Source organism: Spirosoma harenae, from assembly GCF_054776975.1.
The window spans coordinates 548,531-571,786 of the sequence record NZ_BAAHBD010000010.1; the positions used below are offsets into that span (position 1 = coordinate 548,531).

Here is a 23,256-nt window from a genome sequence, read left to right on the forward strand (position 1 = left end):
CTTTCTACCTAAACGAACATGACATTTCGCTTCATCATAATTTTTTGCCTGGTGGCCCGGTTGGTACAGGCTCAGTCTGACGAGTCTCAGCTCAATGCGCCAAAGTACTGGGTTTTATTGAGCGATAAAGAGCAAACATCCGTTCCAGCCTTGTCGCAACAATCTATCATCCAGCGACAACGGCAGAACTTACCTTTGGATGACACCGATTTGCCTGTTTCGGCAACGTACCTGAATCAACTAAAAGAAGCGGGGGTTCGTCCGGTTTGTCAGTCGCGTTGGCTCAACGCGGTATCGGCTCGGTTAACAGCCAGCCAGTATGCGCAAGTCGCGTCAATGCCATTTGTTAAAGGGATTCAGGCAATTGATCCCGCTATTGTGATTACGTCACTCGATTTGCCGATAAAGCCGCAAATGGCCCCGGTAATGACGCAAATTCAGGCTTCGGATTTTGCTCAGGCAGGATTAACGGGCCGATTTGTGAACGTTGGCGTTATTGATGCGGGATTTTTTGGAGCCGATTCAGCTAATGCGCTAAAACATGTATTTGAACGTCAGGGCGTAAAGCGCGTGCGGGATTACGTAAATGAAAAAAAGACGCACGATAATTTGTTCCGTACACTCGAAACCATGTCGGATTTTCACGGGACTGAAGTATTGGCTGCCATTGCGGGAAACGATCCTGGCGAAAACATTCAGTTTGGCTTAGCTACCGACGCAACTTTCTACCTAGCCAGAACCGATCAAGGAAATCGCGAATATCGGGGTGAAGAAGATAATTGGGTGGCTGCTATGGAATGGATGGACAGTCTAGGCGTTCGATTGATTAATACGTCGCTGGGATACGCCAAAGGAATGAGCAATCCGAAGGAAAATTACGAACCCAGTCAGATGGATGGGCATACGAGCCTAATCAGTCGGGCAGCGCAGATTGCCGCCGACAAAAAGGGAATCCTCATCATCGTATCAGCTGGAAATGAGGGAGATGATCGCTCTTGGCGCATTATTAGTACGCCCGCTGATGCGCAGGGTGTACTAGCCATTGGCGCTACCAATTCCCGACTCTGGAACCGGATTGGCTATAGCAGCATCGGTCCAGAAAATCTGCCGTATCTCAAGCCCAACGTTTCTTGTTTTTCACTCTACGGCACTTCCCTATCTGCGCCGGTCATCACAGGTTTTGCCGCTTGTATAATGCAGGCAAATCCGAAATTGACCAATAAGCAGGTGATGGAGATTATCGAAAAATCATCGCATCTCTATCCTTATGGCAATAACTATGTAGGCTACGGAGTTCCGCAAGCATCACGGGCATTAGCATTGCTTCGTAATCAGGATATGCCGGCAACCGCCCGAACGGTGAAAGCGACGGGTAAAAACTTTGCCCTGCCTGTTGAAACCAATGAATCAATGATTTCGGTCTTTCATAAGAAAGATGCTACGCATGTAATACAACAGGAGACGGCTAAAGTAAGTCAGGGAAAAGTAAGTCTACACCGGTCTTCAGGTGAAAAGCAAACAACCATCGACCTCAAGAAAGAGGTTGTGGAAGTGATTTGGGAATAACGGTTTTCCGTATGAAGAAAAATTAATTTCCGTTTCAGATAGAGCTTAAGTCAGGATGATAAGTTTGCTTCCGTAATCAAACAGTAAAGAACAACTGACTATGGAAACGAATGCCAAACTAATCGCTCTGGCTGTGTTGGCAGCCTCCTTAACTGCACCATTTGCCCAGGCACAACAAGTAGCTGCACCCGACGGAACACCTCCCCCAATTGCGCTGAATAATCCAGATGACAGACATCAACCAGATGGCCCTGGCTTACGTAGACACGGTCGCGGGCCGGGTGGCCCTCATGGACCACATGCCTTAAGTCAGGGCCACCGTATGAGTGGGCTTACATCGTTAACGACCGTATCGGGTACCGTTGGCCAGTGGATTAGCAACGACGATGCTATTTTAGATGGCTTTACCATGACCGGGGCCAGCAATACAACCATCAAATTCCCTTCACATTTAGGTAAACAGATTCAGACGGCCATTAAACCGGGGAGTACTGTCAGCGTGACGGGCTATTCGGATACCAATCCAAAAGGAGAAACTGTTTTTTTGATGCACAGCCTCACTGCGGGTAAAACGACCATTAATCATACCCCTCCTACCCGACCAACGATACAGCCCGAACCGCCAGCGCTTACGACAACAACCGGAAAAATTACTGACTATCGACTGGATCGGTCAGGGCGCGTGAATGGGCTTTTATTAGAAGACAAAACCGTGATAACCATTCCACCACATGTGGCTTATCAACTGACCAATCTGGCTAAGAAAGGGAGTACCGTAACGGTTCAAGGGTACCCCAAAATGTTACACGAAGGTCAGGTGCAGTTAGAAAAACAAACCATTCTTCGTGCGTCGGTCTTAACTATTAACGAACAGCAATATTTAGTGCGCTAAATTTAATGAGCGAAAGAGTGAATGAGTAAACGAGCGATTAATCTAAACTGCTCACAATTAATCACTCGTTCACTCTTTCGCTCTTTGGACAATGAAAATCCTGATTATCGAAGATGAGCGTAAACTAGCCCGGTTTATCAAACAGGGCCTGGAGCAGCATGGCCATGTTGCCGACCTAACTCATTCGGGATCGGAAGGACTGGATTACCTCGCAGGTGGACTATACGATCTAGTTTTGCTCGACCTGATGTTACCTGGTCAAACGGGATTCGAGGTTTTGTATAACCTTCGCGCGTTTGGTCTGACGGTGCCAGTGATGATTTTATCGGCCTTAAGTGATCCAGAAAAAGTCGTACAAGGGCTGGATTTGGGCGCGGTTGATTATTTACGTAAGCCTTTCGATTTCAATGAATTACTAGCTCGAATCCGTGTATTGCAACGCCGAACCGCTACTAGCGATAACGTAGTATTGCGCGTTGCCGATCTTGAGATGCGTCTTGTATCGCATGACGTATTGAAGAACGGGACACTGCTTGAACTAACGAATCGCGAATTTGCGCTACTTGAATTGCTCATGCGTCGGGCGGGGCAATTGGTTACCAAAAATGAAATTGCCGAAAAAGTTTGGGCTGTGGATTTCGATATGGGTAGCAACGTCATTGAGGTTCATATTTATCAGCTGCGAAAAAAGCTTGATGCTATCGGACAAACGGGTTTGATTGAAACACTTATTGGCCGGGGTTATCGGCTCAAAACGGCATGAGTCTACGGAGTCGGATCGTACTGGCCGTGTCGGTTGTGTTTGCTAGTGTCAGTCTACTGGCTGGTTGGTTGATGCTGAATCGTGCGGAGAAGAGCCTGCAAACCGCCTTTGATCGTGCTATTCAAACGAGGGCGGATTGGTTACTTTCTCTGGTCAGTGTAGATCCGGTTGTGGTGCCCTTACCAACGGATCGGGAACGGATGCTCGTCGTCTACCAAACATACAATCACTCTCGCGAACTGTTTCGAAGTCCTGGTTTTCCGAATGCTATTACTGCTGAACATCAGGCAAAGCCTATTTATTATTCTTACCGAATCGTAACGGCTCAAACTACACTGAGTCAGTTTCCAGATGGACAAATTCAGTTGACCTTGGCCATGCCCGATGCCAGTTTACAACAGGATATTCATCAACTTCAGTGGCGATTTGGGTTGGGCTGGCTCGTCAGTCTGATCCTGGCTTTCGGGGCTGGCTATGGCGTCGCTGGCTGGCTACTTCGCCCTATCCAAACCATTGTCGATCAGGCAAATGAAATAAGTCATACAACTGTTCATAGCCGAATAACCTTGCCCAGAAGTCACGATGAATTGTATCAACTGACTGATACGATCAATCGTATGTTGGCCCGTATACAGGAAAATGTTGACCTGCAACGTAATTTCTTTGGCGCAGCCGCACACGAACTCCGTACGCCAATGACGGTCATGAAAACGGGGCTTGAGGTAACTTTGAATAATCCAAAAATCGATGAAAAAATCAGATCATTTCTGACCGGTCAATTAGACGAAGTAAGTCGATTATCCCGTTTGCTCGACGAATTTTTAACTCTCAGCCGACCCGATGAATCTGCTCAACCGTTGACATTATCGGAAATCAATATACCTGTTCTACTCAATTCCTGCATTGCCCAACTGGCTACCGTAGCGGCTGATTATAACGTAACGATCCAATTTGAATCAGACGATACAATCGAAAAAAAGCTAGTAACGGATGCAGTCAAACTGGAACACATTCTGCTGAATTTGCTCGAAAATGGGCTTAAATATGCCGTCGATAGCAGCGCGATTACCGTTCAGCTATACTATGCAACTGGCCGTTGGGTTGTACAGATAGAGAACCAAACGACACGCGAAAGTGGTCCTACGCTTGACCTGATGCAGGCTTACTTCCGAGCAGATCCGCTCAAAGATGGGCATGGGCTGGGGCTTTGGATCAGTCATCGACTCACAACTTTACTCGGAGGCTTATTAAATATCAACTGGCAGAATTTCACATTCACCAGTCGATTATTTTTGCCTATTGAATTAACCCAATAAGCAATTCGTTACACGCACTTATGAAAGGAATTTATTGCATTCTGCTGCTCACGTTATCCAACATATTCATGACCTTAGCCTGGTACGGGCATCTTCAGGTAAAGCAATTTCCAATGCTGGCTAAACTATCTCTGTTCGGAGTGATTATGCTTAGTTGGGGAATGGCTTTTTTCGAATACATTTTTCAGGTACCTGCCAATCGGATTGGCTCCAACGAAACAGGTGGCCCTTTCTCGCTTTTTGAGCTTAAAACCATTCAGGAAGCAGTTTCACTAACCGTATTTACGCTAATCACCGTATTTATTTTTAAAACCGACAAATTGGCCTGGAATCACCTTGTCGGTTTTGTTTTTATGGTAATTGCCGTATTTTTTATCTTCAAGAAATGGTAGGTTTATAAATACAACCCTTTGCTCAAATAGTTTTTCACATAATCGGAAATCCCTTCTTCCAGCGAAGAGAAGGGTCGATCATAACCGATCGATCGGAGTTTGGCCATATTGGCCTGAGTGAAATATTGATATTTATCCCGGATATCTTCGGGCGTGTCAACGAAGCTAATTTCTGGTTCAAGGCCAAGTGCGTAAAAGGTATTTTTGGCCAGATCTAAGAAGGTACGGGCTTTCCCACTCCCCAGATTATAGATACCGGAGTTCCGCCGATGATGCATCAAAAACGAGCAAACGTCAATCACATCTTTCACATACACAAAATCGCGCATTTGCTCACCGTCAGCATAATTCGGATTGTGTGAGCGGAATAATTTCATCTGCCCCGACTTCTTGATCTGGTGGTAGGTATGAAAAATAACCGACGCCATTCGATCTTTATGGTATTCGTTTGGGCCATACACATTAAAGAATTTCAACCCTGCCCAGAAGAACGGCTTGCGCTCCTGCTCTAGCGCCCAGATATCAAATTCGTTTTTCGAATCGCCGTAGGGATTCAAAGGCTTTAATTGGGGAATCAGAGATTCATTATCGTCGTACCCTAACTCACCCATGCCATAGGTCGCTGCCGATGAGGCATATACGAGCGGAATCTGATACTCAATACATCGATTCCAGATTTGTTTGGAATATTCGATATTCAGATGCTCAAAAATTTGTCGATCAAATTCCGTCGTATCTGTACGCGCACCGATGTGAAAAATAAACTCAACTTCCTGATAATTCTGGTCGAGCCAGTCAAAAAAAGCTTCCCGATCTACACGTTCCTGAATGCGTTTTCCAACCAAATTAGCCTCTTTTTCGGGGTAAGAAAAATCATCGACAGCAATAATAAAATTGAAGTTTTCCTGATTTAGCTTGCTAATTAAGCAACTCCCGATAAAACCAGCGGCTCCCGTAACAATAATCATAAAGTGGTAGCTGTAAACGTATTTATATTGATAATTAGGTTAGTATCAGCCTGTATAAAGTGAAATTGGCTGTAAAGATACATGTTTTCCGCCGTAGAATAGAATAGCGTATTCAGTGATTAAATTGCATTTTTTCAATATAAACCTTTTGAGTAGTTTCTGGTCAACTAGGTAAATTTTACAGTTTTATAAGGCGAAATACATTCGTAATTTTGCATTTTATTTATCCAAGGGCGTTTCTGGCAACCGCCCCATAAAAACCAGAACAATGGTCTATATTAATCGAATTGAACATTTTAATGCAGCTCACCGGCTTTACAATCCAGCCTGGTCGGAAGAGCGGAATAAAGAAGTTTTTGGACCGTGTGCCAATCACAACTGGCACGGGCATAATTTTGAATTGATCGTTACGCTAAAAGGTGAACCTGATCCTGACACTGGGTTTGTGATCGATTTAAAAGTACTGGGCGATATCGTCAAACGGGAGGTTATTGAGAAAGTAGATCACAAAAACTTAAACCTGGATGTCGATTTTATGCAGGGCAAAATGGCCAGTTGCGAAATCTTCATCATGGAAATCTGGAAGATTCTCGAGCGGGCGCTGGAACCCGTTACGGATGCTCACCTGCACCAGCTCCGACTCTATGAAACTTCTAAAAATTTTGTCGATTATTTTGGCGAATAAGAATTTTAAAAGTGATGAACGATGAGTGATGAATGTTAACAGGTAGTGCTATATTCATCACTTATCGTTCATTACTCATCACTCCCATGACCTACTACTTAATTGCTGGTGAACGCTCTGGTGATTTGCATGGCGCTAATCTAATTCGGGCGATTCGACAGTATGACTCTGAGGTAACGTTTCGGGCGTATGGTGGTGAACAGATGGAAGAGGCCGGGGCTCTGCTGGTGCGTCATTATCGGGAGATGGCTTTTATGGGGTTTCTGGAAGTTGTCAAAAATCTCGGAACGATTCGCCGGATCATGCGCGAATGTCAGGCTGATTTGCTGGCTCACCGGCCCGACGTCTTGATTCTGATCGATTATGCAGGGTTTAATCTTCGAATGGCTCGTTTTGCCAAACAGCATGGGATTCGGGTATTCTACTATATTTCGCCAAAAGTCTGGGCCTGGAATCAACGGCGAGCACTCAAGATCAAAGCTAACGTCGATCAACTCTTTACCATTTTACCCTTCGAGACGGAATTTTTCGCCAAATATGACTACAAGGTTAATTATGTAGGTAATCCGCTCCTTGATGCCCTGGCGGATTTTCAGCCCGATCCAGATTTCCGCAAAAATGCCGATTTAGACGAACGCCCAATTATTGCGCTTCTACCCGGAAGTCGCCGTCAGGAAATTACGTCGATCCTGCCTACGATGCTTCAGGCAACTCGCCAGTTTCCTGACTATCAATTCATTGTTGGCACAGTCAGTAATTTACCAACTTCGTTGTATGACGAATTACTTGCTGATTTTCCTACAATCAAGCGTGTCAATGATGCGGCTTACGATCTATTGTATATATCAACAGCGGCACTTGTTACCTCGGGGACGGCTACGCTCGAAACGGCTTTGTTGACTATTCCACAAGTTGTTTGCTATAAAACAACGGGGATTACGTATGCCATCGCTAAACGACTTGTTGCTGTGCCGTTTATCTCGCTGGTAAATCTTATTGCCAATCGTGAAGTCGTGAAAGAACTTATTCAAAATGAGCTAACGCCCGAGCGCCTTACAACAGAGTTGAAACAAATTTTACCGGGTAGTCCACAACGAGAGGAGCAATTGGCCGGTTATGCTGATGTACAACAGAAAATGGGACGACCCGGCGCTTCGGAGCGCGCGGGTCGCTTGATGGTTGAATTCTTACGAAATAGCTAAAATCATTCTACACCTTTCACTCGCATCGGCAAGGTATAAATGGATTCACTAGCCGTGATAAACAAGACATTACGGTCTTTTCCACCAAAACAAACATTCCCTACCCAGCGCGACGGAACTGGAATATTCCCCAGTTTAACGCCACTCGGATCGTAAACGGTAACACCCTTCCCAGATATGTATAGATTCCCCTGATTATCGAGCGTCATACCATCGGAGCCTTGTGAGATGTGTAGCTGACGGTTCGATAATGTACCGTCTGGATTGATCTGATATTTATAGGTTTTACTATCCCTGATATCGGCAACAAACAACGTCTTCCCGTCGGGTGTACCAACGATGCCATTCGGTTGCTTCAGATCACCATCAACCAGAATCGCTTCTGATTTTCCTTTGGGCAGATAATACACTTTCTGCCCGTCCATATCGGGCTTTTTCCGCTCCCAATAATCGCGCTGGTAGTAGGGATCGGTAAAATAAATGCCCCCTTTTGGATCAAGCCACAGGTCGTTTGGGCCGTTCATGTTCTTACCTTGAATGTTGGTCAGCAACACGGTCACTTTCTTGTCCGGACTGATTGACCAGAGTTCATATTTTTCGTCGGCACAGGAAATCAGATTGCCTTTTTTATCAAAAAACAGCCCATTTGAACGACCCGTTTTATCCATGAACACCGACAATTTTCCGTCGGTGTCGTATTTCCATATTTTGTCGTTTGGCTGATCGGTAAAGAAAATATTGCCCTGCTTATCGACCGCAGGTCCCTCGGTAAACGCAAATTGACTCGAAATCTGCTTAAGAGTAGCGCCAGGAGCAACCACTTTGATGGAATCAAGCCCCTTTTCCGACTGTGCTGATATGTGTCCGGATACTGCCATAAAAATTGTCAGTACAAATCCTGCTTTACTGGTAAATGTCATGAGTTACGCCGATAAATCGTTAATAAATCTGTAAGGTCTATTCGTAAAAAAACTAACTGTATACTGGTTAATTTCCTCAAACAGCTTTACCGAATAGGTGTATCTCTGGAATCGGCGTACGCTCTGCTAAAATCAATTGTTTTCACTTGCCCAGCCACGTATTGAATTCCCTGAAAAATGTGTTTGATGAATGTCGTATCACTCACATAATCGGTTTTCGCATGGCCGAGAGTCGTACACCAGGTATAACCTCCGTCGAAATTATAATACCAGGCCGAAGGATATAACTCGGTGTAAGAACCACCAAACATTTTTACTTTTTCAGGTTCATCCTGATTCAGTGATGTCAGGTCGTTTGCCATAATAACCGTTGGCCCCGGCGACATGTTTTTGGTAAAATAAAATTCGTCTTCTTTTTCCCATACCTTCGGCAATCCCTGCATCGACGGATGTTTCGTGTCAAGAATGTCAATTTTGAACTTCTGAAATTTTGGATGCCATGCAAACGTACCGCCCAGCATTCGTTTGAACCAGGTCCAGTTTCGCTCTGTCCCCATCACGGAATGAATTCCTACGAAACCACCGCCCGCTTCGATATACCGTCGAAACGCCAGTCGTTGCTGATCGGTATCGAATACATCGTTATTAGTACTGGGAAAAATCAGAAGGGTGTATTGCTTGAGGTTGTTTTCCGTAAATACAGCCGGGTCTTCTGATGCATCGACCCCAAAACCGTTCTCTTTCCCTAACTTCTGGATACACTGAATAGCGTTCGGAATATTATCGTGGACGTAGCCTTTCCCGTTTTTGGAATAAACCAGCACTTTCACTTTTTTCCAGTTTACATTCTGGCCCTGAGCAGCACTAACCAGAAGCAACCACAGGCTTAAACCAGCCCATATCGAAGTAAATCGAGACATTTTCAAGAAATGATTATATACCTCTATAAGCAAAATGACTCAGGTATCTACGCTTGCTGGCCTTGTCAGAGAATAATCTCAATACACTGCACTAATCCACTTTTGGGAATTTCTTTTCATAGCGTCCTAAAACGGATGGCTATTAACTAATCTACCCAACAAGAATTAGCCGTTATGGATACCAGAAATAGGTTCGGTATCCATAACGGCTAGTTTACGCGCCAGGTCGATGACTTACTAGTGCGATTGAGCGACCACTACTTCCGGATCTGTAACGTCGATAATCAGCATAGTAGCCAACAATTGTTATTTTTTCAGGTGAATGATTTGCGCATTTTTCTGCGCTTTGAGCGCCAGCTCGGTAGCCAGAAAACAATGCTCCTGCGACATAGCTGTTTCAGTACGATTCAGGATATCGTTAACCAACTGCTCGCCATACGGTAAGTTCTCTTTACTGCAATCGATATACCGCGTCTCTTTCTTATCGGTGATGAACAGGTGATTTCCGCCCTCGCGTCCGCCCGGATCGATGTTTTTCCGAAGCTCAATAAATCCTTCGGTTCCCAGAATGGTCAACCGTCCATCTCCCCAGCTTTTTAGACCATCGGGCGTAAACCAGTCGACGCGAATATACCCCATACCACCATCACCCCGCAACATCACATCGCCGAAGTCTTCAAAATTGGGGTATTGTGGAAAATGCAGATTGCCTACCTGCGAGGCTACTATATCAGCTTTCGTAGAGCCGGTAAAAAACAGAAACTGATCAAACTGGTGCGACGCAATATCGCAGATGATGCCTCCGAATTGTTTCTTTTCAAAAAACCAGGCTGGTCGCGATGCGGGTGTCATACGGTGTGGACCTAAACCAACGGTCTGAATAACATTGCCAATAGCGCCCGCTTTTACCAACTCCCCAGCTTTAACGGTTGCTTTATTTTCCAGCCGTTCGCTGTACATAATCGAATAGATCCGCTTCGTTTCTTTCTGAACTTTGCGGACTTCGGCCAATTGCTCGAGGGTTGTAATACCGGGTTTATCCGACATAAAATCCTTGCCCGACTTCATAACGCGAATACCGAGGGGAGCCCGTTCGTTCGCAATACCTGACGTAAGCACAAGCTGAATACTCTTATCATTCAGGATTTCGTCTTCGCTTTTTGCCTGTTTTGCCTGAGGAAAACGTTTGGCAAATTCTGCGGCCAACTCAGGTTCTTTCGCAAAAAAGGAAACCAGTTCTCCTCCACCCCGAGTAACTGCTCCGACCTGCCCATAAATATGCCCGTGATTCATTCCAATAACGGAAAATCGAATTCGAGCGGCACCCGTTGGCACCGAATCGCTCCCAAGTGATGTAGACCTGACGAGAGCCGGTGCGCCGATAGTTTCGGTAGGTAAAGTTGGCAATACAACCAAGCCAGCTGCCGTAGCCAGCGTTTCTTTGATAAAATTACGACGTGGGTTCATTTTCGAAGAGCATAAGAGTGAGTGAGAAACTGCTTACTAAAGAGTAAATAATCAGTGCATTTTTTATCCAAAAAGCATTCTATTGAATAGGCAAACAGCCCCCCAATCACCCATTTAAATTATTTTTTCTTTGCCAACTCTAACGCCTGAGTGGTTGTGTAATATTTCGCGATCATATTCGGGACTTCCCAGGCAGGTAAATTACCAGCTTTCAAATAATCCAGGTATTTCTGAGCGACTCGACCAAAATGTGCTTCGTGTCCTTCTTTGTATTTTTCGGGAATAATTACTGCCCATCCTTTCGCTGATTTCTTCACCTCTACACCCGGAAACTCCTGCTGAATTTTGGGCAAAATGGCTTTTACAGACGCTTCTAAATTTTTGTTTCCAGCTACGGGTTCGATGTAGAGCGTTGGCTTGTATTGCTGGGCAGGGCCTTGTTGGATAATCAAATTTGCCTTAGTGCCGCGCATGATCGAGTAGTGCGTGTCGCCCGCTCCCTCCGGCGCTTTGTAGGCCCAGGTAACAGAAACTTTGGCGTGTACACCTTTCAGTTGGTAGTTGATTTCGCCGTTGCTATAAACTTTCAGAATGCTATCTTTCACGACATCTTTTTTGAGATAATCCGGAAAGGCCTCCTGTTTGGTAATGGCTTTAAATTGGCTCAGTGTCATATCCGTCGTCCATCGACGAGCAGATGTCAGACTAATATCTTTTTGATAGTCAATCGTTTGCTCAGGAAAACATTCCCACTGGACCAGATCGACCAAGTGCGTTGTTACGTCCACAATACCTTCGCCCTGCTGCGATACGTCCATAAACCAGGCCGGACGAGTCAGGATACTTCCCGACACGTTTTTATAAAAATGGTGAACGCTTTCTTTAGTAACCGCGGGGTTTTCGGGCGTACCTTTTTCCAGCGTACCGAACACGTCAGGTTGCTGCGAGAAGGCCCGTTGCAACATCGTCGTAATCTCGTACCGCTCGGTCATGATGTCGTAAAGCAACACCTTATTTTTTTCGGCGGTCGCGAATGATTCTTTTAATTTATCAAAATTGGCCGCATTGATGACCATTGGTTTATCGGCCAATACGTTAAATCCAGCCGAAACTGTTTTCTGGATGTAATCCGTCTTCAACTTGTTATTTCCCGCCATTACCACGACGTTTCCGGCTTTGTCGGCAATCATCTTATCGAAAAAATCAGTGCCTTTATACACCTCTTCTTTCCAGTGAGTCGGATTGTCTGAGCGAGTATTAAAGCCGTTGATTTTATCCAGATGCAGTTGCAAATCAGTCCCTTCAGGAGCGTACACATGCACGACTGAATCGACGCCCTCCAGCATATTTTTTTGCACGAGAGCCGCATGAAAATGACCGGGATCTAAGGTAATCAGGTGAATTTCGCCTTTATCAGCCGCTTCTTTTTTCTCCGACGACTGGCAGGCCGTAATAATCGTAGCCATAAGCAGACTACCGAGAATGGGGTAAAATTTCATTCGAAAGAATTATGTCAAATTTACAGGTTGTCCAAAGGAAGTTAAACGACATTTTCAAACCAATTTTATACGGTTTCGTAACATTCTGTGATAACTGAAACCTGAAACAAAGTAAGACTTATCTTGCCGACGCCAATGCTTTGATCGCGTAAGGCGCGCGTTGTGGGCGCGAAAGAAGTTTATTCGCTTCGGGATCGTTTTTGAATTGTTCCTTTTTCGGGTCCCAGTACAATTTGCGATTAAGCTTCATGGCCGCATGGTGCAATAAGCAAGCTGAACAGGAACGGTGACCCACTTCGGCAGGCGCAATCGGTTGCTTACGGCTGGCAATACTTTCGAGCCAGTTACCATGATGCTCTTTGCTAACGGGCAGGTGAATTTCGTTGGGTCCGATTACTGAGGTAAGCAATTTGGGATCGCTGGCATCCAGTTTTTTCGCAGCATTTTGCTTGGCAATTGGGTCGCTGGCTGTAACTGACGCATCACCCCGCGAAACGAAAATCCAGCCTTTTGTCCCTTCAAACTTAATCCCGTTAGGAATTTCGTTGCTCACAATCATGTGTACGCCATTTGCATACATGGCTTCGGTGCGGAAAATACCGTGTACATCCCACAAACCGCTCTTCGGAAAATCGGCTTTGCCCCAGATTTCAACAGGTCCGGTGTATTCCGTATCCATTGCCCAGTGGGCCGAGTCGATGTGGTGCGCTCCCCAACCCGTAATCATACCAGCGCCGAATTGCTCGCAACGTAACCAGCCTGGTCGGTCGTAGCCCACCTGCGGATGCACGCGTTTTTCGGTATAATAAACCTCCGGCGTTGTGCCGAGCCACATGTCGTAATTCAGGTTTTTCGGGATCGGCATCTGCGGCTCTTCGTCGCCCGATGGATCGCCGGGGAGGCCGACGTAGACTGTCTTCAGCTCGCCAATCCGACCGTTACGAACCAGCTCAGCCGCATACCGAAACTGCTCCGACGAACGCTGCTGACTACCTACCTGCATAATCTGCCCGGATTGTTTAACAGCATCGGCCATCATACGCCCTTCGGCAATGGTCAGCGATGCTGGCTTTTGCATGTAAACGTCCTTTTTGGCACGTACGGCATCAACCACGATTGGCGCATGCCAGTGATCGGGCGTACTGACAATAACCGCATCAATATCTTTATTCAGGAGCAATTCGCGATAATCGGTATACGCGCGTACACCATCGTAGCTATCCTTACCTGTTTTCTTGGCATACACTCCATTCACGAGTTGCTTGGCTTCTTCAGCCCGTTTGCTATCCAGATCGCAAACGGCCATAATCAGCGCATTATCGTATTGCCAAACGCCCGGCATATCATGACCACGGGAAATACGCCCCGTGCCAATAGCCGCTACATTAATCCGATTACTTGGCGCGTTTTTACCAAAAACCGAAGCGGGTACAATCGTTGGGAAACCATTGATGAGAGCAGACGACACAAGTGTGCCTTTGGCTGCCAAATCCAGAAAGCTTCGCCGGGTGATAGGAGTTTGTTTATCGGATGCCATATTCCTTATGGTTCAGAGACGATTCGTAGAATTCCATAAGCGACAACTGGGCATTCTTTACTCTAAAAGCATAGTGCTCGGGGCAGGAGGTAAAATTACTTATCCCCTGCCCCGAGCCCTATGCAACTCAGTTCACATCTTTTCCCTGACCTAACAAGCCTAGCAGCCGTTCAACATTAGCTTTATTATTAGCATCAGGTACTATAGCTAAAGCTTTTTGTCCCCAATCGGTAGCGGTTTTATAATCACCAACTGCGGAGTAAGCGCGCATTAGCCCCATATTTGTCAGGAAAACATTAGGATATTTTTTCGCGTAATCCTGAAAAAATGCCAACGCTTCTTTTGCTTTTTTCTGAGTGATCAACTGACGACCGTATTGATAGCCCTGTTGCTGATTAGCCATCGGAATAGCATCCTTCATCAACGCATCAGCCTCTGCATTCCGATTCAACAGGGTGAGAATACGGGCTTTTGTTTGTAACGTATTGAAATTCTTTTCGCCCACAAATTGGCCATTAATGGCATAATCGGCCCAACGCAACCCTTCTTCCAGATTCGTTTTATGGTCGGCGGTATAGGCAGCGGCTTGCTGGTAGGCATCCCAACGAAACCCTTTTTCTCCGCGTAGTTCATTACGTAGAGAAGCCAGTTGCGTTTGTATTAGATTCACAGATACTGTAAACGGAATAGCCCATTTTTCCCATTGCAAGGCAATTACAGCTGAGCTATCTGTCTCATTTATGAACTCATACTTCAGCCGTTCGACGGATGGTCGGTCCTTCAATGGTTTTACCGTCACACGTAAAACATCTTCTTTAGGATCATAGAAATAACTTCCCCAGGAGGTTGTGCTTTTAGAGAAAATAACCGACACCTCGTTCTCTTGCACAGCCATCAGCAAGCCATACGTACCAGCAGCCAACGGCTTACCTTCAATAGCCACATCCGTGCTAAATGAAATGGTCGTGTTTTCATTCGCACCCGCTCGCCAGGGCGATTCTTTGCTGGTTCCGAATCCCAAATCTTTAAATCCATAGTGGACTAATTGCCCCCATATTTTTCCTTCGCGACCTTTTACGGCTGGTCGGTCGTAGTGAATTGTTACATCGGTAACACCAATCTGTTCGGATACAGATGCTTTTTTATTCCCGCCATCAGCCGGAAATTTAAGTTGTGCATTGGCGGTAAAGGAGATGAAGCACAGATAAAGTGCGCCAAGTAGTAGTGTTGTTTTTTTCATGATTAGTTTGTCCAATGGAGTTAGTAAATGATTGACTACCAAAGTAGTGTTTCACAAACCCGGTTGGCAAGACAAACTATATGAACGGTTATAAGTATTCTCCGAAATCTAAGAATTGCCAGACGAAAGAATCGTCAGAAATTCATCAGCTGAAACAATAGCCACTTTAGGGAAAGGTAATTCCTTAAGTACATCAAAATGCCCATCGTTTGTAATAATGTAATCAGCATTGCACGCCAATGCAAAATCCACAAACTTATTGTCATCAAGATCAGCTTTGATAAGATTCCAGCGATAATAACGCGTAGCACAAATTACATTCGGTGCATTGTCTATAGTCTCTAACACATACTGAGCTTTATCAGCGCCCAGATGCTGAGAGTACCCCAGAATTTCTTCATACTCATCCAACATATCGGTCGTCACACAAACTGTGTACAATTCATCCAGAAACGAGCGATAGATGGGATGATAACGGGAACGGCTTGAAATAGCGACTAATAAAACGTTAGTATCAATGACAACCTTAAGATGATTGGTTGTCGAGGGATAATTTGATGGGGAGGCCATGAATAACACGCAAACTTATCCGTTGCGTCAGCCTCTTTGACTACTTCGGTGTTTGTGAAGCAAATTTAGTACTTAGCGCTATAGATGACAAGTGCTGGATTAATTCCTGGCAGCCTGATAAGGCGTTCGCAAATGCGTATTAAGAAGTTCCGTTGTTTTTTGATCATCCCAGCCTTGTTCATCCCACACTTGATCAGCACCTTCAATAGCTTTCTGGGCGAAATAATTTACGATCATACGTTTTATAGCAACCCAATCCGCATCATCAACCTGATGAGTAAACATTTTCAGCAAATCAAGCTGAGGTTCGGTAAGCGGGGTATTCAGCTTATTTTCCATGCTAATAAAAGTAGCGGCTTTGGCTATGAACGTTCTGCCTGATGCACTTTGTTCAGTACGTATACAAAGATAATGAGAAATGTGAACCCGAGTAAGACCTATCCGGTGCGTCAAAATTCCGTATCTTTGCGCTTATTTTTTTACAGGACAGGTGGTTTCTGAATCAATCAGGGCTGTTTGCGCCGTTTGATCCTCACAGTCGTGAAGTACCAACAATATGAATCCCTCGATTACGCGAAGATCGCGGCCGAGGTATTGACCTACTGGAATCAGAATCAGGTTTTTGAGCAGTCCGTCGCTATCCGCGAGGGAAAGCCGACGTTCACGTTCTACGAAGGCCCGCCGTCGGCCAACGGAACGCCGGGTATTCACCACGTAATGGCCCGGACGATAAAAGATATTTTCTGCCGCTATAAAACCCTACAAGGCTTTCAGGTCGAGCGAAAAGGTGGCTGGGATACGCACGGCCTGCCGATTGAATTACAGGTCGAAAAAGAGCTTGGCATTACGAAAGATCATATTGGTAAACCTGAATCGGAAGGCGGTATCAGCGTTGAGGAATACAATCGCAAATGCCGCGAAACGGTCATGCGGTTTACCGATCAGTGGAATGAGCTGACCGAGAAAATGGGCTACTGGGTTGATCTCGACAATCCATACATCACCTATAAAAACGAATATATCGAGTCGATCTGGTGGTTGCTTAAGCAACTTTATGAGAAAGACTTACTGTATAAAGGCTACACCATTCAGCCGTATTCGCCCAAGGCGGGAACGGGTTTGAGTTCGCACGAACTGAACATGCCCGGCACGTACAAAGATGTGCGGGATACGACCATTGTAGCGCAATTTAAAGTAAAACCGACTGGTAAATCGGGCTTTCTTTTCTTTGATTCTGCCGATGCCGACGTCTACATCCTGGCCTGGACAACTACGCCCTGGACATTACCAGCTAACTCAGCGCTAACCGTTGGAGCCAATATCGATTATGTGCTGGTTAAAACGTTCAACGCCTATACCTTCGAGCCGATCCATGTTGTGTTGGCGAAAGCGTTGGTGAGTCGTTGGTTCAGTGAAAAAGGTCATCAGGAAGACAAGAATAGTCCGGCATTCGATGCCTATCTGCCGAATGACAAAGTGATCCCCTGGGCAATTGTTTCGGAGTTTAAAGGGCAACATCTAGAGGGCGTTGAGTACGAGCAATTGATGCCGTATGTACAGCCTGATAAACCCGCTTTCCGGGTTATCCTTGGCGATTTCGTAACGACGGAAGATGGTACGGGCGTGGTGCATACCTCCCCTACTTTTGGTGCGGATGATTTCCGCGTAGCGCAGGCTGCCGGAATTCCGCCTATTATGGTGAAGGATGAAACTGGTAAAGATGTCCCGATTGTGGATAAACACGGCTTGTTTGTGGATGAAATCACAGACTTTGCTGGGCGGTATGTAAAAGAAGAATACTATTCTGACGAAGAACGGGCCGATCCGGAATTCAAGCCTACAGATGTACTTATTTCCATCAAACTGAAGACAGAGAACAAAGCGTTCCGTGTTGAAAAGTATGAGCACCCTTACCCGCACTGCTGGCGTACGGACAAACCGATTCTGTATTATCCACTCGACAGTTGGTTCATCCGCACAACGGCAAAAAAAGATCGGTTGGTTGAACTGAACAAAACCATCAACTGGCAACCAGAAAGCACAGGAACGGGTCGTTTCGGGAACTGGCTCGAAAACCTCGTCGACTGGAATCTAAGCCGCAGCCGTTTCTGGGGAACACCCCTGCCAATCTGGCGAAGCGAAACGGGTGAAGAAGTTTGTATTGGTTCGGTTGAAGAGCTAAAGGAACACGTTCAGAAAGCGCAATGGAGCGAAGCATTAACGGATGAGCAACGGACGAAAAACGGCGCTTTTCTGCATCAGCTTTCGGTAGGCGATTATGATCTGCATCGGCCTTATGTTGATGACGTTTACTTCGTTTCTGAATCAGGACGAGTCATGCAGCGCGAGTCGGACCTGATCGACGTTTGGTTCGATTCTGGAGCGATGCCATATGCACAATGGCACTACCCATTTGAGAATCAGGATATTTTCAAGAAAGCATACCCGGCTGATTTTATCTCGGAAGGTGTTGACCAGACACGTGGTTGGTTCTTTACGCTTCATGCGATTGCTGGTATGCTATTCGATTCGGTAGCGTTTAAAAACGTGGTTTCGACAGGGCTCGTACTCGACAAAAACGGCAACAAAATGTCGAAGCGGCTGGGTAATGCTGTCAATCCATTTGAAACTCTGGAACGATTTGGGGCTGACGCTACGCGTTGGTATATGATTACCAATGCCGAGCCTTGGGATAATCTCAAATTCAATGTGGATGGCATTGGTGAAGTACAACGTAGATTATTCGGTACGCTATCGAATACCTATAATTTCTTCGCGCTCTACGCCAATCTCGATAAGTTCTCCTTTACAGGACGAACTGTTCCGGTAGCTGAGCGGCCTGAATTAGATCGTTGGATTTTGTCGAAACTACAATCGCTGATTCTGGAAGTTGAGCAGCAATTTGATGGCTATAATCCGACTAAAGCCGGACGAGCTGTTCAGGATTTTGTCAATGATCAACTTTCGAACTGGTACGTTCGATTATCGCGTCGGCGTTTCTGGCAAGGAGAGATGACTACCGATAAGCGGGCTGCATATGAAACGCTGCACGAGTGTTTGACCACAGTAGCGCAACTTATGTCACCGATTGCGCCGTTCTATGCAGATTGGCTATACCGAAATTTAACCGAAGGCGCTACGTCGGTTCATTTAACGGATTTTCCAGTTGCCGATCAAACGCTGATCAATATCGAGTTGGAACAATCAATGGATGGTGCGCAACGCGTGTCGTCGCTGGTACATTCGCTTCGGAAAGGACATAAACTGAAAGTTCGTCAGCCGCTGAGTCGGGTATTGATTCCGGTGTTGAATTTGGATACACGTCGGCAGATTGAGCACGTTGCGCCGATCATTATGTCGGAGGTAAACGTGAAAGCGGTTGAGTTTGTCGATGATGCCAGTGGTATTCTGAAAAAGAAAGTCAAGCCAAATTTCAAAGCGCTTGGTCCGAAATTTGGCAAACAGATGAAAGACGTTGCGGCTGCGATTACGGCGATGAGCGACGAACAACTTCGCGAACTGGAAGCGAATGATTATTTGAAAACTGGTGAGTATGAGTTACGATTGGCTGATGTCGAAATTCTGACGGAAGATATTCCAGGGTGGCTTGTTGCCAGCGAAGGGGGGTTAACTGTTGCGCTTGACGTACACGTCTCAGATGAACTCCGTGGTGAAGGCATTGCCCGTGATTTTGTAAACCGAATCCAGAATTTACGCAAAGACCGCGATTTCTCAGTAACGGACAAGATTCGGATTAAGCTGGAACGAAACGACGAAACGCTGGCTACGGCCATCGAAACGAATCGCGAGTACATTAGCCAGGAAGTTCAGGCCGTTTCGCTCGATTTAGTGAATGATCTGAACGGATCGGCTGCCGAAATCGAAATGGATGAGTTCCAACTGAGATTGACTGTAGAGAAGGCTTAATAGCGTTTACGTTTTTTGTCATTCTTCACTTCGTTCAGACTGACAAAAAGAGTCTTAGTTCCAGAAACAAAAATCCCGGAAGCAACTTCCGGGATTTTTTTATGATATAAATATGTTTCAAGCAGCTTCCAATTCACGCTCTCTCTTCCGGGCTCGTAACCGTTCTGTTGGGCTGATTCGCATCAAAATTCGATTCTTAATTCGCATCCAACGCTCATACAGTTTCGATTCTTTCAGGAAATTCCACTTCTCGTTTTTCTCCTCTTTTTTATGTTCTTCAGGATCGTAGAGCATACCTGTACACAAACAATGTTTCCGATTCGTCCGCGTCAGAATATCGAAATTTGCACAGGTTTGACAACCTTTCCAGAACGACTCATCACCCGGCAACTCACTGAGTGTTACAGGTTGATAACCCAAATCCGAATTGATTTTCATCACGGCCAGACTCGTTGTAATACCGATAATCTTGGCCGTTGGAAACATCGTCCGCGACAATTCAAAAGCCTTGGCTTTGATGTGTGTGGCAATACCGCTCTTGCGGTAGTCAGGATGTACGATCAGGCCTGAATTGGCCACGAACTTGCCGTGGTCCCAGGTTTCAATGTAACAAAACCCAACCCAAACGCCCGCTTGTGTAGTCGCGATTATCGCCTTCCCTTCGAGCATTTTTTCCATGATATAGATTGGCGAGCGTTTGGCTATACCGGTTCCCCGAGCCTTGGCACTCTCTTCCATTTCACGGCAAATTGTTTCGGCCAGCCGCAGATGATCCTCATTGGCGACCTGAATAATATATTGATCGTTAACTACTTCAGGTTTGATCATTGTCGTTTATTGGGCGGTTGTGAAGCCGCAAAAACGGAGACAGCGTAATCCGTGCTGATTTGTGTTTGTTGTGAGAAATAAAACGAGAAAAAAAGCGGAAACGTCTACCACATAGGCAAACAAAATGATATAGTCCTTTCGGACCTAAACCGAAATGGCGTAGTATGGAAGAAAGTCGGTAAATAGACGAGCTTTGCCATTGGTTCTTTTTGCGAAAACGCGGACAATGTTAGATAGATTATCCGGGTCTTGCAATTAAAATAACGGATTTTTTACAGGATAGTTCGTGAATGGTCAAAACATATTTATTAATCGTTAAGTCCTATACGTCCAGAGAATCCTTCTATTCTATTCTCTGGCTGACCCCGCTCGGCGTATGGATTTTTCCTCTATTTCCGCTTATCCACTGACACTCAGTCGAAACCAGCGTTTACGATACTTCGTTTTTTTCTATTTATACGTCATGCAGGGGTTACCAGCTGGCTTTTCGCTGACAGCCCTGACAAATTATTTTACGGCCGAAGGAGTAAAACCCGCGACCATTGGCTCATTTTCGGCGGTTGTCGGATTACCCTGGGCATTTCAATTTATCTGGGGCCCACTAATCGACCGATATCAACGTTCGGTGATGGGCCGCCGGAAACCTTGGGTCATTAGTTCGCAGTTCCTGGCATTTCTGGCTTCGCTGGGTATTCTGTTTGTCCACAATCCTACGGCACAAATCGCTACGCTAGGCTGGTTTTTTTTTGTGCATAGTGTTTTCGCTTCGGTTCAGGATGCCAGCGTCGATGCAATGGCCATTAGTATTATTCCCGAAAATGAGCGAGGGCGCGTTAATGCATTTATGCGGGGTGGTTTCCTGATCGGCACGGGTGTTGGAGCAGCTTTATTTTCGCAAATTTTACGTACGTCTGGATTTACGGCTGCCGCTTTGACTCAATCAGGTTGCCTACTAGCCCTAACTTTACTAACCTGTTTTATCCGTGAACGACCGGAGAATCGTCTGCTGCCATCGTTTAACCGGGTAATCGAGCTCGATCCAACTGAGCCTGTAGTCCACAAAAGAGATCGCACAACCCAACTTGAGCCTTCTTTCCAATGGTTATTTACAGAGCTGGCAAAAGGTCTGTTTTCGACTCGGAGTCTGCTTATATTTGGCTCAACAGTAGCTGCTTATGTTAGTATCAGTTTGTTTCTCCGTGCCTATAATTATCACCTGATTCAGAAGCTGGGCTGGGCCGATACATCCGTTTCTATTTTGACCGGTACTTACGGTATGCTCGTCGCTACGGTGGTTGCGTTGGCAGGCGGTTTTATAGCGGATCGGATTGGCCCTCGCCGGTTGCTGGTGATTGTCTTAAGTTTGGTAGCTATTTATCTGATAGGGTTTAACAGTTTATCCGACTACTGGATTCGGCGGGAAATCGCACAGACGGGATTGGTCGCGCTGTATTTCATGGACCCCAGTATTAGTGTGGCCGCTATGCCCGTACTGATGATGCTATGCCGAAAAGGGGTTGAAGGATCGCAGTTTACAACTTACATGGCTTTTGTTAACCTGTCCGATATTGCGGGATCGTTTCTGGCAGGTCACGCACTGGCTTATTTTCAGGCACCTACAATTGGTCTGTTTGCGGGTGGCCTGGCGTGTTTAGCGACACTTCTAATTGGATTCAGCTTACGATACTATCGACTAATGCATCCGTAATTTCAGGTAGTTACGTAGCTTGCAGTACCGACCGTACCGCTATGCTACACTTACGAAAATCGCTTTACCGCATCCTCGAAACATCGGCTGGTAAACGCCGGGGCCTTAGCCTAGTCTTCAACTTATTTTTGATCACAATAATCACGCTAAACGCCATCGCGATCGTCCTGCATACTGTTCCTGAATACGACCGTCGTTTTTCGCGATTATTTTATGATTTTGAATTGTTTTCCGTCAGCTTTTTCACTGTCGAATATGTACTGCGTGTGTGGGTCTGCGTAGAAAATGACAAATACCATCACTGGTTTTGGGGACGATTGCGGTATATTTTCTCGACAGCCGCGCTCATCGATTTTCTGGCCATTTTTCCTTTTTATTTTTCCCTGTTCGCCACCGATCTCGCCATTGTCCGGATTTTACGCTTATTCCGAATCTTTCGATTGTTTCGCATATCGCGGTATTCGCATGCGTTTCGAATGATTCAACAGGTAGTTACGGATAAAAAAGAAGACCTGGTACTCAGCACAACGCTCGTCATTTTTATGTTGATTATCGTATCAAGTGTCATGTATTACGTAGAACATCCAGTCCAGCCAGATCAGTTTTCGAGTATTCCGGCTGCGATGTGGTGGGGAGTTACTGCCATGACTACCGTTGGCTATGGCGACATTCATCCCATTACGCCCTTAGGGAAATTGCTGGGTGGCATTTCCGCGATTGCCGGTATTGGGCTATTTGCGTTGCCGACGGGTATTCTGGTGTCTGGATTCAATGAACACATTCGTACACAGAAAAAACCGAAAACAACCTACTGTCCCCATTGTGGCAAAGAGATTCCCGGTAATTAGTAGCTTAA

The 23,256-nt window shown here is 45.8% G+C and carries 20 protein-coding genes; 10 read left to right on the plus strand and 10 right to left on the minus strand.

Features of this window, described 5'->3' with window-relative positions; genetic code table 11:
* Positions 1-18: 18 nt before the first annotated feature.
* The 5 genes from ACYVE4_RS16235 (at position 19) to ACYVE4_RS16255 (ending at position 4,929) form a co-directional block, all read left to right on the plus strand.
* Entirely contained in the window at positions 19-1,566 is a 1,548-nt protein-coding gene (locus ACYVE4_RS16235) for a S8 family serine peptidase (RefSeq protein ID WP_461041212.1), read from the plus strand.
* A gap of 100 nt (positions 1,567-1,666) precedes the next feature.
* Positions 1,667-2,458: a hypothetical protein gene (locus ACYVE4_RS16240; protein WP_461041213.1), complete on the plus strand. Its 792-nt coding sequence runs from the start codon at positions 1,667-1,669 to the stop codon at positions 2,456-2,458.
* 91 nt (positions 2,459-2,549) lie between these two features.
* Positions 2,550-3,221 carry a response regulator transcription factor gene (locus tag ACYVE4_RS16245; RefSeq protein WP_461041214.1) on the plus strand — a complete coding sequence of 224 codons (672 nt, stop codon included), beginning with the start codon at positions 2,550-2,552 and terminating at the stop codon, positions 3,219-3,221.
* On the plus strand, positions 3,218-4,537 hold the full coding sequence (locus ACYVE4_RS16250) for a sensor histidine kinase (protein ID WP_461041215.1): 1,320 nt from the start codon (positions 3,218-3,220) through the stop codon (positions 4,535-4,537). The genes ACYVE4_RS16245 and ACYVE4_RS16250 overlap by 4 nt, the downstream gene beginning before the upstream one ends.
* Positions 4,538-4,557: 20 nt before the next feature.
* Complete coding sequence (locus tag ACYVE4_RS16255) at positions 4,558-4,929, plus strand: DMT family protein (protein WP_461041216.1); 372 nt, start codon at positions 4,558-4,560, stop codon at positions 4,927-4,929.
* A 2-nt stretch (positions 4,930-4,931) separates the two neighbouring features.
* Here ACYVE4_RS16255 and rfaD read toward each other — a convergent pair whose 3' ends face one another.
* Positions 4,932-5,897, minus strand: coding sequence for an ADP-glyceromanno-heptose 6-epimerase (gene rfaD / locus ACYVE4_RS16260; RefSeq protein WP_461041217.1), 966 nt, complete (start codon positions 5,895-5,897; stop codon positions 4,932-4,934).
* Positions 5,898-6,165: 268 nt separating this feature from the next.
* Between rfaD and ACYVE4_RS16265 the strand changes: the two genes are divergently transcribed.
* Positions 6,166-6,582, plus strand: a complete 417-nt coding sequence (locus tag ACYVE4_RS16265) for a 6-pyruvoyl trahydropterin synthase family protein (RefSeq protein WP_461041218.1) — start codon at positions 6,166-6,168, stop codon at positions 6,580-6,582.
* An 86-nt stretch (positions 6,583-6,668) separates the two neighbouring features.
* Positions 6,669-7,784, plus strand: coding sequence for a lipid-A-disaccharide synthase (gene lpxB, locus ACYVE4_RS16270; protein ID WP_461041220.1), 1,116 nt, complete (start codon positions 6,669-6,671; stop codon positions 7,782-7,784).
* Positions 7,785-7,786: 2 nt separating this feature from the next.
* Here lpxB and ACYVE4_RS16275 read toward each other — a convergent pair whose 3' ends face one another.
* From ACYVE4_RS16275 to ACYVE4_RS16310, 8 genes are all read right to left on the minus strand, one after another.
* Positions 7,787-8,704: an SMP-30/gluconolactonase/LRE family protein gene (locus tag ACYVE4_RS16275; protein WP_461041221.1), complete on the minus strand. Its 918-nt coding sequence runs from the start codon at positions 8,702-8,704 to the stop codon at positions 7,787-7,789.
* An 86-nt stretch (positions 8,705-8,790) separates the two neighbouring features.
* The gene (locus ACYVE4_RS16280; RefSeq protein ID WP_461041222.1) at positions 8,791-9,624 is read right to left on the minus strand and encodes a ThuA domain-containing protein; all 834 of its coding nucleotides are present in this window, start codon (positions 9,622-9,624) and stop codon (positions 8,791-8,793) included.
* Between the two features lie 306 nt (positions 9,625-9,930).
* Positions 9,931-11,091 (minus strand): Gfo/Idh/MocA family protein, encoded by a 1,161-nt coding sequence (locus ACYVE4_RS16285; RefSeq protein ID WP_461041223.1) that lies wholly within the window; start codon positions 11,089-11,091, stop codon positions 9,931-9,933.
* A gap of 119 nt (positions 11,092-11,210) precedes the next feature.
* Positions 11,211-12,590, minus strand: coding sequence for a putative oxidoreductase C-terminal domain-containing protein (locus ACYVE4_RS16290; RefSeq protein ID WP_461041225.1), 1,380 nt, complete (start codon positions 12,588-12,590; stop codon positions 11,211-11,213).
* A gap of 118 nt (positions 12,591-12,708) precedes the next feature.
* Positions 12,709-14,127, minus strand: a complete 1,419-nt coding sequence (locus ACYVE4_RS16295) for a Gfo/Idh/MocA family protein (protein ID WP_461041226.1) — start codon at positions 14,125-14,127, stop codon at positions 12,709-12,711.
* A gap of 127 nt (positions 14,128-14,254) precedes the next feature.
* Entirely contained in the window at positions 14,255-15,367 is a 1,113-nt protein-coding gene (locus tag ACYVE4_RS16300; protein WP_461041228.1) for a DUF2911 domain-containing protein, read from the minus strand.
* 108 nt (positions 15,368-15,475) lie between these two features.
* Positions 15,476-15,937, minus strand: coding sequence for a putative toxin-antitoxin system toxin component, PIN family (locus tag ACYVE4_RS16305; protein WP_461041229.1), 462 nt, complete (start codon positions 15,935-15,937; stop codon positions 15,476-15,478).
* Positions 15,938-16,036: 99 nt separating this feature from the next.
* On the minus strand, positions 16,037-16,276 hold the full coding sequence (locus tag ACYVE4_RS16310; RefSeq protein ID WP_461041230.1) for a hypothetical protein: 240 nt from the start codon (positions 16,274-16,276) through the stop codon (positions 16,037-16,039).
* 201 nt (positions 16,277-16,477) lie between these two features.
* On the opposite strand from ACYVE4_RS16310, the gene ileS reads away from it, so the two are divergent.
* On the plus strand, positions 16,478-19,864 hold the full coding sequence (gene ileS, locus ACYVE4_RS16315; protein WP_461041231.1) for an isoleucine--tRNA ligase: 3,387 nt from the start codon (positions 16,478-16,480) through the stop codon (positions 19,862-19,864).
* Positions 19,865-19,981: 117 nt separating this feature from the next.
* On the opposite strand, the gene ACYVE4_RS16320 is transcribed toward ileS, so the two are convergent.
* The gene (locus tag ACYVE4_RS16320) at positions 19,982-20,692 is read right to left on the minus strand and encodes a GNAT family N-acetyltransferase (RefSeq protein WP_461041232.1); all 711 of its coding nucleotides are present in this window, start codon (positions 20,690-20,692) and stop codon (positions 19,982-19,984) included.
* Between the two features lie 376 nt (positions 20,693-21,068).
* Between ACYVE4_RS16320 and ACYVE4_RS16325 the strand changes: the two genes are divergently transcribed.
* Both ACYVE4_RS16325 and ACYVE4_RS16330 read left to right on the plus strand, forming a co-directional pair.
* Positions 21,069-22,400: an MFS transporter gene (locus tag ACYVE4_RS16325; protein WP_461041233.1), complete on the plus strand. Its 1,332-nt coding sequence runs from the start codon at positions 21,069-21,071 to the stop codon at positions 22,398-22,400.
* A gap of 41 nt (positions 22,401-22,441) precedes the next feature.
* Complete coding sequence (locus ACYVE4_RS16330) at positions 22,442-23,248, plus strand: ion transporter (RefSeq protein ID WP_461041234.1); 807 nt, start codon at positions 22,442-22,444, stop codon at positions 23,246-23,248.
* Positions 23,249-23,256 lie beyond the last annotated feature (8 nt).